Source organism: Luteibacter jiangsuensis, assembly GCF_011742555.1.
Classification (GTDB): Bacteria; Pseudomonadota; Gammaproteobacteria; order Xanthomonadales; family Rhodanobacteraceae; genus Luteibacter; species Luteibacter jiangsuensis.
On the sequence record NZ_JAAQQR010000007.1, the window covers coordinates 59,110 to 75,686 of the forward strand.

Annotated in this window: 13 protein-coding genes; 7 read left to right on the forward strand and 6 right to left on the reverse strand. The window is 66.7% G+C overall.

The features are described 5' to 3' along the window. Positions 1–56: 56 nt before the first annotated feature. The gene (locus tag HBF26_RS14990) at positions 57–3,299 is read right to left on the reverse strand and encodes an efflux RND transporter permease subunit (protein WP_167128194.1); all 3,243 of its coding nucleotides are present in this window, start codon (positions 3,297–3,299) and stop codon (positions 57–59) included. Between the two features lie 69 nt (positions 3,300–3,368). Then, complete coding sequence (locus HBF26_RS14995; protein ID WP_167128197.1) at positions 3,369–4,616, reverse strand: efflux RND transporter periplasmic adaptor subunit; 1,248 nt, start codon at positions 4,614–4,616, stop codon at positions 3,369–3,371. Between the two features lie 358 nt (positions 4,617–4,974). Between HBF26_RS14995 and HBF26_RS15000 the strand changes: the two genes are divergently transcribed. Further along, positions 4,975–5,472, forward strand: coding sequence for a c-type cytochrome (locus tag HBF26_RS15000; protein ID WP_167128450.1), 498 nt, complete (start codon positions 4,975–4,977; stop codon positions 5,470–5,472). 62 nt (positions 5,473–5,534) lie between these two features. Here the strand turns inward: HBF26_RS15000 and HBF26_RS15005 are convergent, their stop codons facing one another. Beyond that, positions 5,535–6,119, reverse strand: a complete 585-nt coding sequence (locus HBF26_RS15005; RefSeq protein WP_167128200.1) for an ACP phosphodiesterase — start codon at positions 6,117–6,119, stop codon at positions 5,535–5,537. A 48-nt stretch (positions 6,120–6,167) separates the two neighbouring features. Between HBF26_RS15005 and HBF26_RS15010 the strand changes: the two genes are divergently transcribed. From HBF26_RS15010 to HBF26_RS15025, 4 genes are all read left to right on the forward strand, one after another. Further along, on the forward strand, positions 6,168–6,866 hold the full coding sequence (locus HBF26_RS15010; RefSeq protein ID WP_167128203.1) for an alpha/beta hydrolase: 699 nt from the start codon (positions 6,168–6,170) through the stop codon (positions 6,864–6,866). Further along, positions 6,863–7,975, forward strand: coding sequence for a cell division protein ZapE (gene zapE, locus HBF26_RS15015; protein ID WP_167128206.1), 1,113 nt, complete (start codon positions 6,863–6,865; stop codon positions 7,973–7,975). Before HBF26_RS15010 ends, zapE begins: the two co-directional genes overlap by 4 nt. A gap of 90 nt (positions 7,976–8,065) precedes the next feature. Next, positions 8,066–8,512: a hypothetical protein gene (locus HBF26_RS15020; RefSeq protein WP_167128209.1), complete on the forward strand. Its 447-nt coding sequence runs from the start codon at positions 8,066–8,068 to the stop codon at positions 8,510–8,512. After that, the gene (locus tag HBF26_RS15025) at positions 8,509–9,297 is read left to right on the forward strand and encodes an N-acetylmuramoyl-L-alanine amidase (RefSeq protein WP_167128211.1); all 789 of its coding nucleotides are present in this window, start codon (positions 8,509–8,511) and stop codon (positions 9,295–9,297) included. Before HBF26_RS15020 ends, HBF26_RS15025 begins: the two co-directional genes overlap by 4 nt. A gap of 64 nt (positions 9,298–9,361) precedes the next feature. On the opposite strand, the gene ltaE is transcribed toward HBF26_RS15025, so the two are convergent. After that, the gene (ltaE, locus tag HBF26_RS15030; protein ID WP_167128214.1) at positions 9,362–10,372 is read right to left on the reverse strand and encodes a low-specificity L-threonine aldolase; all 1,011 of its coding nucleotides are present in this window, start codon (positions 10,370–10,372) and stop codon (positions 9,362–9,364) included. Positions 10,373–10,513: 141 nt separating this feature from the next. On the opposite strand from ltaE, the gene HBF26_RS15035 reads away from it, so the two are divergent. After that, complete coding sequence (locus tag HBF26_RS15035; protein ID WP_167128217.1) at positions 10,514–11,011, forward strand: gluconokinase; 498 nt, start codon at positions 10,514–10,516, stop codon at positions 11,009–11,011. A gap of 64 nt (positions 11,012–11,075) precedes the next feature. Further along, positions 11,076–12,299, forward strand: a complete 1,224-nt coding sequence (locus tag HBF26_RS15040) for an MFS transporter (RefSeq protein ID WP_167128220.1) — start codon at positions 11,076–11,078, stop codon at positions 12,297–12,299. Here the strand turns inward: HBF26_RS15040 and HBF26_RS15045 are convergent. Further along, positions 12,292–14,748 (reverse strand): membrane-bound PQQ-dependent dehydrogenase, glucose/quinate/shikimate family, encoded by a 2,457-nt coding sequence (locus HBF26_RS15045; RefSeq protein ID WP_167128223.1) that lies wholly within the window; start codon positions 14,746–14,748, stop codon positions 12,292–12,294. The genes HBF26_RS15040 and HBF26_RS15045 overlap by 8 nt on opposite strands. A 130-nt stretch (positions 14,749–14,878) precedes the next feature. Further along, a complete protein-coding gene (locus tag HBF26_RS15050) occupies positions 14,879–16,570 on the reverse strand; it encodes a methyl-accepting chemotaxis protein (protein ID WP_167128226.1) in 1,692 nt (563 codons plus the stop codon). Between the last annotated feature and the right edge of the window lie 7 nt (positions 16,571–16,577).

Consider the following 16,577-nt stretch of genomic DNA (forward strand, 5'->3'; position numbering starts at 1 on the left):
CGGGCGGCGAGCCGTCCGGCGAATGGGTGGTTGCTTTGCCCGCCGCGTGGGTGCCATCAGCCCGCGGTTTGGGGGTGGGCGTCGTGCGCCAGGGCGCGTCGTCGCTTGCGTTCGGCCAGCCAGTCGGAGAACCGCTCCATGTACAGGTAGATCACCGGCGTGGTGTACAGGGTGACCAGCTGCGACAGCAGCAGACCGCCCACGATCGACACACCCAGCGGTTTGCGCAACTCCGAACCGATGCCGTTGCCCAGCGCCAGAGGCAGGGCGCCGAGCAGGGCCGCCGCCGTGGTCATCATGATGGGCCGGAAACGCAGCAGACAGGCGCGGCGGATGGCCTCGGCTGCATTCATGCCCGTGCGCTTCGCCTCGATGGCGAAGTCGATCATCATGATCGCGTTCTTCTTCACGATACCGATCAGCAGCACGATGCCGACGATGCCGTCCACGGACAGGCTCATGCCGCAGAGGAGCAGCGCCAGCAGCGCACCCACGCCGGCGGGGGGAAGCGTGGAGATGATCGTCAGCGGATGGATGTAGCTCTCGTAGAGCACGCCCAGCACGATGTAGATGACGATGATGGAGGCAAGGAGCAGCAGCACTTCGTCGCCCACCGACGAGGAGAACTCGGCGGCCTTGCCGATGAACTGGCCGCGCACCTGCGGCGGGAAGTTCAAGTCCTTCTCCACTTCGTGGATGGCGTCCACCGCGCTCGACAGCGAGTAGCCGGGGGCGAGATTGAACGAGATCGTCACCGAGGGCAGCTGCTGCAGGTGGCTGACCACCAGCGGCGCGCTGGTGACCTGCGCACTGGCCAGCGCGGCCAGGGGAATCGTGCCGCCGGCACCGACCTGGAAGCCCACATTGCCTGTATTGCCGATACCCGCCGGCGTCGCCGAATTGCTCGACGCAAGCTGGCCGAAGCTGGTGGCGTTGGAGCCCGTGAGCGCACCGTTACCGTTGCCGCGCACGGTGAGCTTGTTCAGCAGGTCGGTACTGTTGCGGTACTCCGGCGACACCTCCAGCACCACGCGGTACTGGTTCAGCTGGGTGAAGATGGTAGAGATCTGGCGTTGGCCGTAAGCGTCGTAGAGCGTGTCGTCGATCGTCTGCACCGGCACGCCGAGGCGGCTGGCGCTGTCGCGGTCGATGGTGAGCTTCAACGCATTGCCCTTGTCGGCCAGGTTGTTGTCCACGTCGGCCAGCTCGGGCCGTTTGCGCAGTGCCGAGGTCATCTGCTGCGCGTAGCCGGAGAGCTCCGCCGAATTCACGTCGGACATGGAGTACTGATACTCGGTAGCCGATACCTGGCTATCCAGCGTCACGTCCTGCACGGGCTTCAGGTACAGCGCCACACCGGCCACGTTCGCCACCGCGCGCTGCAGGCGCGGCAGCACCTCGTCTAGGCCGTCGCGATCGCCACGGTCCTTGAGCACCAGCGAGATCTGGCCCTGGTTCAAGGTGGGATTGATGGAGCCGGCGCCGATGAAGGCTGCGACACCGGACACCGCCGGGTCCTTTGCCAGCGCATCGGCCACCGCCTTCGTACGCTGCTCCATCTGCGGGAACGCCACGTTCTGGTCGGCCTGCACCACGGCGGTGATCAGACCGGTGTCCTGCTCGGGCAGCAGACCCTTTGGAATCACGATGTAGAGCACGACGGTCAGGGCCACGGTGAGGCCTGCGACGATCATGGTGAGGGGACGGTGGTCGAGCACCCAGTCGAGGCTGCGGCCGTACCCTTCCACGATGCGCGACCACGTGGTGTGCTTGCCCGCGGCGGCGGCATGCTCGTGCGCATCCTCGGCGTCGGGAAGCTGGTCGGCCTTCAGCAGGTAAGCGCACATCATCGGCGTGAGCGTCAGCGACACGAGCATGGAGATCGCGACGGCGATCGTCAGCACCCAGGCGAATTCATGGAACAGGCGCCCGGTGACGCCCGGCATCAGCAGCAGCGGCAGGAACACGGCGATCAGCGACACGGTCAGCGACAGCACCGTGAAGCCGATTTCCTTCGCGCCGACCTCGGCGGCCGTCTTTGCGTCCTGGCCCTGCTCGATGTAGCGGACGATGTTCTCGATCATCACGATGGCGTCGTCGACCACGAAGCCGGTGGCCACCGCGAGCGCCATGAGCGAAAGGTTGTCCAGCGACATGCCGGCGAAGGCCATGACGCCAAAGGTGCCCATCAGCGACAGCGGCACCGCCACCGACGGGATCACCGTGGCCCACAAGCGGCGCAGGAAGACGAAGATCACCGCCACCACAAGACAGATGGTGAGGATGAGCGTGAACTGCACGTCCTCCACCGAAGCGCGGATGGTGATGGTGCGATCGGAGAACACCTTCAGGTGCACGTCGGCCGGCAGCACTTTCTGCAGATCCGGGATGGTCTGGCGGATCTGCTGCACCGTCTGCACGATGTTCGCGCCCGGCTGACGGCGGATGTCGAGCAGCACGGCGGGCTTGCCGTTGGCCCACGCGGCCAGCTGGTCGTTCTCCACGCCGTCGACCACGTTCGCCACATCCGACAGGCGCACCGGCGCGCCGTTCTTGTAGCTGATGATCGTGCCCTTGTATTCGGCGGCGTCGGCCAGCTGGTCGTTCGTGCCAATGCTGTACGACTGCGTCTTGCCGTTCAGCGTGCCCTTGGGCGCATTGACGTTGGCCTGGGTGAGCGCGCTGCGCACGTCTTCCATGGTGAGGCCGAGGTTGGCCAGCTGCGCCGGGTTCACCTGGATGCGCACGGCCGGACGCACGTTGCCGGCGATGGAGACGAGGCCCACGCCCTGCACCTGGGAGAGCTTCTGCGCCAGGATGGAGTCGGCGAAGTTGTTCACGTCGCGCAGCGGGCGCGTGTCCGAGGTGAGCATCAGCGTCATGATCGGCGCATCGGCCGGATTCACGCGGTTGTACACCGGCGGATAAGGCAGGTTGTTGGGCAGCGTGCCGCGCGCCTGGTTGATCGCGGCCTGCACGTCCTGCGCCGCGATGTCGATGTCGCGGTCCATGTTGAACTGCAGGATGATCGTCGACAGGCCGGCCGAAGAGTCGGAGCTCATCATGTTGAGGCCGGAAATCTGGCCGAAATTCCGCTCCAGCGGCGTCGTGACCAGTGCGGCCATGGTCGTGGCGCTGGCACCGGGGTACTGCGTGGTGACCACCAGGCTCGGCGCGTCGATCTCCGGCAGCGCCGACACCGGCAACTGGCGATAGCCGAGGATGCCGAGCAGCAGCACCGCCACCATGAGAAGTGACGTGGCGATGGGGCGGCGGATGAAGAGTGTCGAGAAACCCACGGTGTGTTCCTGGTATCGGGACCGATGCGGTCCATGGTGGCGCGCCCGTCGTGGGCGCGCCGCTCGCTATCAGCCGCCGCGACGTCCGCCCTGGCGGCCCTTCTTCGCCGACGCCTTCTGCAGTTCCTCGGCGGTCGGCGCGGCCGGTACCTGGCCCGGCGCCAGCGGCTGCACCTTCGAGCCCGGCTTGAGCCGGAACTGGCCTTCCGTGACCACCTTCTCGCCGAGCTTCACGCCCTTGCTCAGCAGCACGTGGCTGTCGCCGACTTCGCTGGCGGTTTCCACCGGCTGCATCTTGACCGTGTTGTCGCCCTGCACGAGATACACGTAGTCGCCGTCGGGGCCGCGCTGCACCGCCTGCGCGGGCACCACAAGGCCACCCTTGACCGTGCGTACGCGCACGCGTGCGTTCACGAACTGGCCCGGCCAGAGTTCGGTGTTCTGGTTGTCGAAGATCGCGCGCAGGCGGAAGGTGCCGGTGGTCGTGTCGATGGTGTTGTCGATGACGTCGAGGCGGCCCGTGGCCACCACGTGCGCATCGACGCGATCGAGTGCATCCACTTCCAGGGGCGTGGCCGGGTCGTCACGCATGGCGCTGCGGACCAGGTCGAGATTCTTCTCGGGCAGGTTGAACGACACGTAGATCGGGTGAACCTCGGTGAGGGTGACGATCGAATCGGTGGTTGAGACGATGTTGCCCACGTCCACGGCGCGAATGCCGGCAAGGCCGTCGATCGGTGCGACGACCTTGGTGAAGCCCAACTGCACCTGCGAGGCGCGAATCGAAGCCTGGTCGGCCACCACGGTGGCGTTGGCCTGGTCGAGCGTGTTCTTCAGGTTGTCGAGATCCTGCTTGGACACGTACTGCTGGCCACCCTTGCTCACGAGGTTCTGCGAACGCTCGAGGTTGTTCTTCGCGGTGGCGGCGGCGGCCTGGTCCTGGCGCAGTTTCGCCGTGGCCTGGTCGTACTGCGACTGGATGGTGCGGGGATCGATTTCCGCCAGCACCGTGCCGGCCTTCACTTCCTGGCCTTCCTGGAAGTTCAGCTTCATGAGCTGGCCGCCCACCTGCGGTCGCACGACCACGGAATTGCGGGCCTGCGCGGTACCGGTGGCGACGAGGTACACCGGCACGTCCTGCGAGACGACCGGGACCACGGTGACCGGCACCGGCGGCTGGTCGCCCTGCCCCTCGCCGTTGGCCTTGCCCTGTGCATTGGCATCGGTGCCGTGGTGACCCAGGCGGGGAACGATGAAAATGCCCGCTATCACCAGAACCACGATGACCGCCAGCGCGATCTTCCAAAAACGCGACATGCAACACTCCCAGGATGAATAGCCGGACGACTCACGGTTCCGCCCGATACGCCGTGTGCCACGGGGGTTTATACCCCCAAAACGTGAATGATAGACGGCGCCAATATAGGTGTACGGGAACGGCATTGAACAATGCCGGTTGACAGGGGTGTGCCATGACTGACGGCATGTATCGACCCCGCCCCGCGGGCATCTGAAGGGGGACGCTGACTCCCGCGGAGGTTCCGTTATACTCCCTGAGTTCGACGCCGCCATTGCGGCCGGCAGGCACGCCGGATCCCGGGGAGGGGGACGGCACACCCAAAATCAGTGGAGTCAATGCGTGAGCGGTTCTCCGAGCAAGTCCGACCAGAACTTCATGCGTCAGTTCTCATGGCTGACCGCCGGCCTCAGTGTCCTGGCCCTCGTCCTGATGGTCATCGCGTATGCCATCTACAGCAACATCCCCAAGGAGCAGGACCCGGCGGTGGCCAAGCGCACCGAGGCCCGGATCGCTCCCGTGGGCGGCGTTTATGCCGGTGACACGGGCCGCGCCGCCATGCTGGCCGCCCAGGAAGCCGCCGCCAAGGCAGCCGCGTCGCAGGTGGCCTACGGCGGCAGCACCGACGGCAAGACCATCTACGACAACCTCTGCCACAGCTGCCACACGGCCGGCGTGGCGGGCGCGCCGAAGCTCGGCGACAAGGGCGCCTGGGGCAGCCGAATCGCCCAGGGCCTGGCCACCCTCACCAAGCACGCCATCGAGGGCTACACCGGCCCCGACGGCAACCACATGCCGGCAAAGGGCGGCAACCCGGCGCTGACCGACGAGCAGGTGGGCAACACGGTGAAGTGGATGGTCGACCAGACCAAGTAACCGCGCGCCCCGTCCGTTTCTCCGAAAAGCCGCGATCGATTCGCGGCTTTTTTCGTAACGCCTCACATGGCCGCGATGCGGGCTTCCGAGAAGCGGCGGAGGTCGGGGAAGAAGTTCGCGAAAGTTCTTTCGAGTTCGGCCGCCTGCGCCTGCAGGACGGGCACCCCATCGGCCACGGGATTGGCCCGCGAGAGTCGCTGAGATAGCCCCGCGAAGGCGCCGGCCACGCGCTCGACGTTGGCATAGCCCGCCGGCAGGTCGTTTCGGTCCATATAAGAGAGGAAGCGCTTCAGGCCGTCCGGGAGGATGGCCTCGGCGGCGTGTAGCTCCCCGCGCAGGCTTCGCGAGAACGCATCGAGCGGCACGTCGCTCCACGCCGCGAAATCGCGGGCCAGCAGGTGGTCGAACCAGACGTCGAGCAGAATGCCGGCGTAGCGGCGGAACGGAGGCTGCATGCGCTCGCGCGCCGCGCGCACCTCGGGGTGAGCGTCGGTGAAGCTGTCGATGGCCCGATGCAGGTGGATGCCCTCGCGAACGCGCGGTGGCAAGGCCGGATCGGGCGTGCCGTGGACGAAATCGCCCAGCACACCGCCCAGTCTGAGTTCGGCATCGCCACCGGCCAGGAAAGCATGGGCCAGCACGTTCACGGCGTGTCTCCGCCGCGAGGCACGCGGTCAGCGGGTATCATGGCGGGCATGAGCGATCTACTACCTGCAGCGCCGGAACGGTTTCCGGCCGAGAACACCAGCTTCGCGCTCGCCGGCCCGGCGGGCAAGCTGGAATGCGAAGCGAAGCCGGCTTCGCCCGATGTCGCCCGCGATGCCGTCGCCGTGATCTGCCATCCACTTTCCACCGAAGGCGGCAGCATGCACAACAAGGTGGTGACGATGATCGAGCGCTCGCTGCGCGAGTCCGGGGTCGATACCGTCATCTTCAATTTCCGCAGCGTGGGCCGTTCGGAAGGCAGTTTCGATCACGGCAAGGGCGAGAGCGACGACCTCGCGGCCGTCGTCGACTGGGTTCGGAAGACGCGGCCTGGCGCGGCTCTCTGGCTCGCCGGGTTCTCGTTCGGCAGCTACGTGACCCTGCTCAACGCGGTACGCCTCGGCGCCGATGCCCTCATCAGCATCGCGCCGCCCGCGGCCGGACGCAGCTGGGATTTCTCCCGGATCGACCTGCCGGCGTGCCCCTGGCTCGTGGTCATGGGCGACGCGGACGAAATCGTCGAACCGCAGGCCGTCTACGACTGGGTGGACAGCCTGCCGGAAGCGAATCGCCCGCAATTCGTGAAGATGGAAGAAACCAGCCACTTCTTTCACCGCCGCCTGATGGACCTGCGCGGCGTCATCAAGAACGCGGTGAAGGACTGGCTGCCGGGGCCCCGTAACGCATGACCTGCACGGAAGCGACCCCCGGCGAACGCTACCGGGACGGCATCGCCGGGCATCGCTGGGAATCCGATCCCGCCCAGCTTCCGGTGATCGCGGAATTCGACCGCCTGCATGCGGCCCTGTGCGCGCCGCAGCCGGGTAACGGCGGCCTGTTCGGCCGCCTGCGCACCATCCTCGGGAACGAACCGCGCAAGGCCGTGCCCGGGCTGTACCTGTGGGGCAGCGTGGGCCGGGGCAAGACGTTCCTCATGGATCTCTTCGTATCCAGCCTCTCGCCCGGGCTCGCCCTGCGCCGCCACTTCCATCGCTTCATGCTGGAGGTGCACGCCACGCTGCGGGAACTGGGCGACCGGCAGAATCCCCTCGACGAGGTCGCCGAACGGCTCGCCGCGAAATGCCGCGTGCTGTGCCTCGACGAGTTCCTCGTATACGACATCGGCGACGCCATGATCCTCGCCGGTCTTCTGGACGGCCTCTTCGCACGGGGCGTCAGCCTCGTCACGACGTCCAACACGGCGCCGCCCGGCCTGTACAAGGACGGCCTCCAGCGAGCCCGTTTCCTGCCGGCCATCGCCGCCATCGAAAGGCACTGCGTGGTGCACGAGATGGTCTCGCCGAGGGACTGGCGACTGCGCGCGCTGAGCCAGGCGCCCGTGTACCTCGTACCGCCGGGTGCGGAATCGGAGCGCTCGCTGGCACGAATCTTCGCCGACCAGGCCCAGGGCACGATCGTGGAAGGCGGCACGATGCACCTGCAAGGGCGCGACGTGCCCGTGCGCAAGCGCGCGGACAACATCGTGTGGTTCGATTTCGCGGCGTTGTGCGAGGGCCCGCGCGCCGTCGCCGATTACATCGAACTGGCGAAGGCATACCCAATGGCGATCGTTTCCAACGTGCCGCAGTTCACCGTCTACACGGAGAACGAGGCCAGGCGCTTCGTCCTCCTGGTGGACGAGTTCTACGACAGGAGCGTGAAGCTGGTGGTGTCCGCCGCCGCGCCGATCACCGAGCTGTACGACGGCACGAAGTTGCGCGCGGAATTCGGCCGCACCGAATCCCGGCTCATCGAAATGCAGAGCGAGGCCTACCTCGGCCGTGACCATAAACCCTGAACCGAGGTGGACGGAACCGGCTGGTCCGTCGCATCCTTCTACCTTCATGCTTCATGAGCGGGTCTTCCGCGCCATCTGACGAGGTACGCCATGGAACAATGCGAGCTGGTCCCCGGTCGGGGCATTCGTTGCGGCAAGACAGAGATCTTCTTCGGCATGCCGCGAGCACGACTGCGGCAGGACCTCGACCACAAGGCGCCGAACGCCGGCGAATCCATGTGGGACGACGAAGACGAATACTCCGACGGCGACGGCGCCGAGTGGCTGCGCCTGCGCTTCCTCGACGACAAGCTCTGCGACATCGAGGTGCTGGGCGGCAAGCTTACACACGAGGGCATCGAGCTCCTGGACACCGACATGCCCGCGCTCAGGAACGCCCTGAAGGCAAGCGGCATGGCACTGGAGAAAACCGAATGGCTCACCGAGGGCCATGACTGCATCGACCTCCAGATCGTGGTGGCCTCTCGCGAAGACACCGGCGACGCCGGCGAAGAGATCGCATGGGTCATCACCAGCAGCGATTTCCGCGTCGAATGACACTGCCGCTCGCGCATCGGCGCCACCTCGGGTTTGCTTTCGCCCTGGCGGCGATCGCCGTCCTCGCGGGCTGCGCCGGCTCACCGCGCGTTCGACCGGAGCGCAGCGCCCTCGCCCAGTGGGTGCCTTCGCCCAACTACAACGCCCGCAAGGCGCAGATCATCGTGCTGCACCACACGTCGATCGGTAACGCGAAGGAATCGTTGCGCGTGCTCCGCACGAGCAGCAGCGAGGGCCAGGTCAGCGCGCATTACCTCGTCGAGGCCGACGGCCGCATCGACCAGCTGGTGGACGACGGCGACCGCGCGTGGCATGCCGGCGCATCCCGCTGGGCCGGCATGACCGACCTCAATTCCTCGTCGATTGGCATCGAGATCGACAACGACGGCAAATCGCCCTTCACCCAGCCGCAGATCCAGTCGCTGGTGAAACTCCTGGCCGACCTCACCTCGCGCCTGGGCATCCCGCGCGAGGCCGTGGTCGGCCACGGCGACATCGCGCCGGGGCGCAAGACCGATCCAAGCGCGCTGTTTCCCTGGGCCACGCTCGCCAGCTACGGCTTCGGCCTCTGGCCCGATCCGGTACTGATCCCCGCGCCGCCCGCCTTCGACAGCCTGGCCGCCATGCGCCTGGTCGGCTACGACGTCTCCGAGCCGCGTGCGGCCATCGCCGCTTTCCATCGGCATTACCGCGCGATGGAAAGCGACGCCCAACTCGACGCGACGGATGCGGCCATCCTCTATTCGCTGCAGCGGAAGTTGATGGCGCCGCGTCCTGAGCGGTAGAGATCGGGGACAAGGCTTCATCGCCTTGTCGGCTTTTCGCCGCTGAAGCGGCTTCCACATTTCTTCAATAGGCGAACGACGCGAATGCGTCGATAGTGCGCTCGATCGCGGCGTCGTCTATATCCAGGTGCGTCACCAGACGGATCGACGGCAGGTAACCGATGCTGAGCCGCACGCCGTGCGCCGCCATGTGCGCGGCGAGGTCCTTCAGCCGCGCCGCCGGCACATCCACGAAAACCATGTTCGTGTGGCAGCCCTTGACGACGAGTCCGTCGACGCGGCGCAGACCTTCCGCGAGACGGGCGGCCCGCTCGTGATCGTCGGCCAGTCGCGCCACGTGGTGGTCGAGCGCGTGCATCGCCGCCGCGGCCAGCATCCCCGCCTGCCGCCAGCCCCCGCCGGCGACCTTGCGCCAGCGCCGTGCGCGATCGATCAGCGCGGCGCTGCCCAGCAACACCGAACCCACCGGCGCGCCGAGCCCTTTCGACAGGCAGACCGACACGCTGTCGAAGGACGCCGCCACGTCGCGGGCCGGGCGATCATAGGCGATGGCGGCGTTGTACAAGCGCGCGCCGTCGAGATGAAAGCCCAGCCCGCGCCGTGTGGCGAGCGCGCGCGCCTCGGCGAGGTAATCGAACGGCAAGGGGCGGCCGTGCCAGGTGTTTTCCAGGGTGAGCAATCGCGTGCGCGCGAAATGCGGATCGTCGGGCTTGATGGACGCTTCGACCTTGTCGAGAGGCAGCGTTCCATCGGTCTCCTGCGCGATCGGCTGGGGCTGAATCGAACCGAGCACTGCCGCGCCGCCGCCTTCGAAGCGATACGTGTGTGCATCCGCACCGACGATGTATTCGTCGCCGCGCTCGCAGTGGCTCATGAGGGCCAGCAAGTTGCTCTGCGTGCCGGTGGGGACGAACAGTGCGGCAGCGAAGCCCAGGTCGGCCGCCAGGCGTTCCTGCAAGGCGTTGACGGTAGGATCTTCGCCGTAGACGTCGTCGCCCACCGGGGCGCGCAGCATCGCTTCGCGCATGGCATCGGTGGGTTGGGTGACGGTGTCGCTTCGCAGGTCGATGAGCATGGTCGCGTGAACCGTAAAGAGTGAACCGTGAACAGTAAGGAGCAGACCGTAAGGCCACCGTACGCTTTACACAAGCACGGTTCACGGTTCACGGTTCACGGTTCACTGTTCACGCTTCACGCCGGATGGCATCATCCGGACATGATCACCATCGTCATGGGCGTGTCCGGCAGCGGCAAGAGCACGATCGGCGAGGGCCTGGCCACGCGGCTCGGGCAAGCCTTCGTCGACGGAGACAGCCTGCATCCGCAGGCTAATCGCGAAAAGATGGCGCGCGGCATACCGCTCGACGACACCGACCGGCAGCCCTGGCTCGCAGCCATCGTTGCCGAGATGGACAGGTACCGCGCCGCCGGGGAATCGCTCGTGATCGCCTGTTCCTCACTGAAGCGAAGCTATCGCGATATCTTGCGAGCGGGTCACGACGACGTGCGCTTCGTCTACCTGCGCGGCGCGCGGGAACTGCTGGCCGAACGCCTCGCACGGCGCGCGGGTCATTTCTTCGATCCCACCCTGCTCGACAGCCAGCTCGCGACGTTGGAGGAACCCTCGGAAGACGAGGCCTTGCGCGTCGAGGTCGGCCTGCCGCCTGCCGAAGTCGTCGAATCCATCATCCGCGCCAGCTGCACGGGCGCGTAGGGTCACTGGCCCCGCCGGCGGGCGCGTGTTCTCATAGGCGGTCCCCGCACCCCAGGAATGCCCCATGCAAGCCCCCGTCGACGCGGCGCTGGACGGCCGTCGCACAGACACGACCGTCTTCGGCGTGATCTTCGCGATCAGTTTCTGCCACCTGCTCAACGACATGATGCAGTCGCTCCTTCCGGCGATCTATCCCGGCCTGAAATCGGACTTCCAACTGGACTTCGGCCAGATCGGGCTCATCACCCTGACCTACCAGATCACCGCATCGATCCTGCAGCCGCTGATCGGCCTTTACGCGGACCGGCGTCCGACGCCACTGGCGCTCCCTGCCGGCACGCTGTTCTCCCTGCTTGGGCTGCTGGTGCTCTCCAGGGCGCACGCGTATCCGATCCTGCTGCTGGGCGCGGCGTTGCTCGGCATGGGCTCATCCGTATTCCATCCGGAATCCTCGCGCGTGGCACGCATGGCCGCGGGCGGGCGGCATGGGCTCGCGCAATCGCTGTTCCAGGTAGGCGGCAATGCCGGCCAGGCGCTGGGCCCGTTGGCCGCGGCGCTCGTGGTCGTTCGCTGGGGCCAGTCGAGCCTCGCGTTCTTCGCACTGCTTGCCCTGCTGTCGTGCGCGGTGTTGTGGAACGTGAGCCAGTGGTACCGCCACCACGGATTGCCACGCATGAAGATCGGCGCCGGTGCCCGGCAGCACGCCGCGCCCGCCAGCGCCGAAGCGAGGCGCGGCATCGCCGTGCTGCTCGCGCTCATCTTCTCCAAGTACGTGTACCTCGCGAGCCTCACGAGTTATTTCACCTTCTACCTGATCCATCGCTTCGGCGTGTCGGTGGAGAGCGCGCAGTACTACCTGTTCGCCTTCCTGGGCGCGGTGGCGGTCGGCACGATCCTGGGCGGGCCGCTGGGCGACCGTATCGGACGCAAGCGCGTCATCTGGTTTTCCATCATGGGCGCGCTGCCGTTCACGCTGCTGCTGCCGCACGCCAACCTCTTCTGGACGGCACCGCTCGCCATCGCCATCGGCCTGATCCTGGCCTCGGCGTTTCCCGCGATCGTGGTGTTCGCGCAGGAACTGGTGCCAGGCAAAGTCGGCATGATCTCGGGCCTGTTCTTCGGCTTCTCGTTCGGCATGGGCGGCCTCGGCGCGGCGGTGCTGGGCGAACTGGCCGACCACATCGGCATCGAGGCCGTGTATTCGATCTGCTCGTTCCTGCCTGCCATTGGATTGCTGGCGGCATTGCTACCCGATCCGACGCGCGCGGCGCGCGCGCCGGTCATTTAGGCAACGCATACACCACCACCCAATCGCCGAGCTTCGTGCCGAGCGAGCCGTGGCCGCCCGCGGACACCAGTACGTACTGGTGTCCGGAGCGGTCGGCATACGTCATCGGCGTGGCCTGGCCGCCTGCTGGCAGCCGGGCTTCCCAGAGCTTGCGCCCCGTGCGTACGTCGTAGCCGCGGATGTAGTTGTCGAGCGTGCCGGAGAGGAAGGTGACGCCTCCGGCGGTGGTCACCATGCCGCCCATGCTCGGCACACCGAGGGGCATCGGAATGGGCAGCGGGGCGCTGTCGACGATGGTGCCGTTCTTGTGCCGCCACATCGTCTTGCCCGTACGCAGGTCGACGCCAGCCACATAGCCCCACGGCGGCGCCTGGCATGGAATGCCCAGCGGGGAGAGGAATGCCTTCAGCTCGATGGCGTAGGGAATGCCCTTGGCCATCTTCACGCCCTCGGTCTCGCTCTTGGCCGGCCCGAGTTCCATCTGCGCCAGCTTTTCCTTCGGAATGAGACGGGACTGGAAGGCCATGTAGCTCGGGTTGAGGAGCATGAGCTGGCGCGCCGGGTCGACGGAGATGCCGCCCCAGTCGAAGACACCGAAATTGCCGGGGAACACCAGGGAGCCCTGCTCCGAGGGCGGCGTGAACATGCCGTCGTAGCGCAGGGAGCGGAAGCGGACGCGGCACCAGAGCTGGTCGAGCGGCGTGGTGCCCCACATGTCTTTCTCGCGCACGTCGGGGGGCGCGAAATTCAGGTCCGACAGCGGCTGCGTGGGCGACGTATGGTCGCCGGGCACCGCGCCCTGCGGACGCGGAACCTCGCGAATGGGAATGATCGGCGTGCCGTCCCGGCGATCGAGCACGTAGATGCTGCCTTGCTTGGTGGAGGCGAGCAGCGCGGGCTTCATGCCGTCGGCCGTCTGCATGTCCATCAAGGTCGGTTGTCCGCCGATGTCCATGTCCCAGAGGTCGTGGTGCGTGAACTGGTAGTTCCACCTGACCTTGCCGGTGGCGATGTCGAGCGCCACGATGCCCGCGCCGTATTTTTCGGAAGCAGGCGTGCGGCCCGCGGCATACTGGTCGGGTGTCTGGTTGCCCATCGGCAGATACACCATGCCGAGGTCCTCGTCGACGCTGAACATCGACCAGACGTTCGGCGAGTTGCGCGTGTAGGTGGCGCCGGGCGCGATGGGTTCGGTGGCCTCGGGATTGCCGGCATCCCAGTTCCAGACGAGGTGACCGTCGTGCACGTCGAAGGCCCGGACGACACCCGAGGGCTCGTTCGTGGATTCGTTGTCGGTGACGTGACCGCTGATGATGACGAGGTTCTTCGTGACCGCCGGCGGCGAGGTCGAGTAATAGCCGCCGGGAGTGAACGGCCCCAGGTTCGCGCGGAGATCCACGGTACCGTGGTTGCCGAAGTCGTCGCAGGGCCGGCCGGAATCGGCATCGAGGGCAATCAGGCGCGCGTCGGCGGTGGGAATGAAGATGCGCCGCGGGCAGATCGCGGACACGACCGCCGGCGGCGGCGGGAGTGCCGTGGACGCCGTGGCAGGCAAGCCACTCGTCGTGGCCGGCGCCGGAATCGTCGCATCGGCGTACTTCGCGTCGTCGTGATACGAAACGCCGCGGCAGGTCATGTGCTCCCAGTGCTTGAATCCCACCGGGCTCTGGATCCTGGGATCGAATTCCCAGCGCTTCTGCCCGGTCGCCGCGTCCAGCGCGATCACCTTGCTGTGCGGCGTGCACAGGTACACGGTGTCGCCGATCTTGAGCGGGGTGTTTTCCAGGGTGATTTCCGTCGGATCGTCCGGACCCGGCATGTCGCCGGTACGGAACGTCCACGCCACCTGCAGTTGCCCGATGTTGGCAGGGGTGATCTGCTTGAGCGGCGAATAGCGCTGGCCGTACGCCGAACCGCCGTAATCGGTCCAGTCGGCATCCGGTTGCCACGACCTGTCGCCTTGCGCACCGGACACCTCGGTCATCGGCAATTCGCCGGCCAGATCGGGCTCGGGATGCAAGGCGCCAGCCACGCCGACGACCGCCACCACGAGGAGCGAGACAGCGAGGAACCCGCCTCCCGTTCGCCGCGATGTGTCGTACAGGCTGTCGCGACGGAGTCCGCGCCTCGGCCAGGGCAGGAGCAGCCACAGCCCGAGTGCAAACCAGATGTCGAGACGGGGCAGCAACTGCCACCAGTCGAGCCGCACTTCCCAGACCGCCCACGCCGCCGTGGCGATCAGGAACAGGCCATAGATCGGCACGGCCGCGCGCATGCGGAACAGGAGCAACGCGGCGACCACCAGCGTGACGGCACCGGCGACGAGGTAGTAGGCCGAGCCGCCGAGGTTCACCAGCTTGATGCCGCCAAGCAGTGTGGCGGCACCGACGAGCGCGAAAACGAACGCGGTGAACAACGTCGCCGGATGGAATCTCCTTGCGCGCCTCACGATGGCCTCCCAGGCGAACGACGGGCTCTCCCGTATCCGCCCAGGGTGACCGCGCGATCGTGAAACCGGAGTGGAGGGCGACGCGTCGACCGTCGGCGAACAGGCGTCGCCGGCGGTCGATCAAGGCCTCTCAGGCAAATTCGGCCCAAGCATCGGCGTCTGCGGTCTTGCGAGTGTCGACGGAACGCTGACCGAACTTCAGGTCGTGCGTGGTGCGCTCGGACGCCGTGCGCGCCTGCCGTGCTTTCCCGTCGTCGTCCACGGTGAAGAAGGCCACTTGGTCGTGCAGCGACGCCGCCTGATCCTGCATCGACTTCGCGGCGGCCGCGGCTTCCTCGACGAGGGCCGCGTTTTCCTGCGTGACCTGGTCGATCTGCGCGATGGCGAGGTTGACCTGATCCACACCCGACGATTGTTCCGCACTGGCCGCAGCGATTTCCGCGACGATGTCGGTCACCTTCTTGACGCTGTCGACGATGTCGCGCAGCGCAAGCGACGACTGCTGGACCAGCGCGGTGCCGGCTTCGACGCGCTCGCCGCTTTCGTGGATAAGCCCCTTGATTTCCCGCGACGCCGCGGCGCTGGACTGCGCCAGCCGGCGAACCTCCGCGGCCACCACGGCGAATCCGCGGCCCTGCTCTCCTGCACGTGCCGCCTCCACCGCCGCGTTGAGCGCGAGCAGGTTGGTCTGGAAGGCGATGTCGTCGATGAGCCCCACGATGTCGCCGATGCGGCGGCTGGAATCGCCGATCTGCTGCATGGCGTCCATGGCCTGCGCGACCACGGCGCCCCCCTTTTCCGCTTCCCCGCGCGCATGCCGCGACAAGCGGTCGGCCGCCAGGGCGTTGTCCGCGTTCTGGCGGACGGTGGCGGTCATTTCTTCCATCGACGCCGCCGTCTCCTCGAGACTGGAAGCCTGTTCCTGCGTGCGCTGCGACAGGTCGTCGTTACCGCGTGCAATCTCGCCCGACGTGGTGGAGACGACGTGCGCCCCTTCCTGCACCTCGGTAACGATGGATGCCAGCGTGCCGCGCATGCGCTCGAGCGAACCCAGCACGCTTTCGGGTGCATACGCCGCCGAAGTGTCAGCACGCAGGTCGCCACCGGCAATGCGGCTTGCGATCGCCATGGCATCGCGCGGCTCGCCGCCCAGCGTGGCACGGATGCTGCTCATCGAGAACCACACGATGAAGAGCGCCAGCAGCGCGATGAGGCCCGACTGCAGGAGATTCGACTTCAACTGCGCTTCGAAGCTGGCGTCGATCTGCTGGAAGTACGCGCCGGAGACGAAGTGCAGGTCCCAGGGCTTGTACCAGGTGGAATAGCTGATCTTGTCACGCAACTCGTTCGTCTTCGGCATGATCTGCGTGTAACGCGTCATGCCATGGCCGTCTTTTCTGTTGGCCTCGAGCATGGCTTCGTAATGGTGGAAGCCCTTGCCGTCGACATCGTTGCGGATGTCCTTGCCGATGTCGCCGTGGCGCAGCGGGTGCAAGCGCATGCGCAGATCGGAATCGAAGGCGAAGACATAGCCGGAACCGTTGTCCCAGCGCATCGCTTCGATATCCTGCAACGCCTCGGCCCGGGCCTTGTCCATGCTCATTTCGCCCTTCTCGGCGCGCACACGAAAGCTGTCGGCAATGGCTACCGCCGCGGCCACGTGCTGGGCCAGCGACTCCTGAAGCCGCTGCATCTGCATCCGGCGGCTTTCCACGCCTGACATGACCGTCTGTGCCACCAGGCCCAGCACGACTACCGTCATGACCATCCACACACGCGTATTGAGCCGCGTGCGGCCGAACCAATTCGTTACCGCCGACATTACCGTC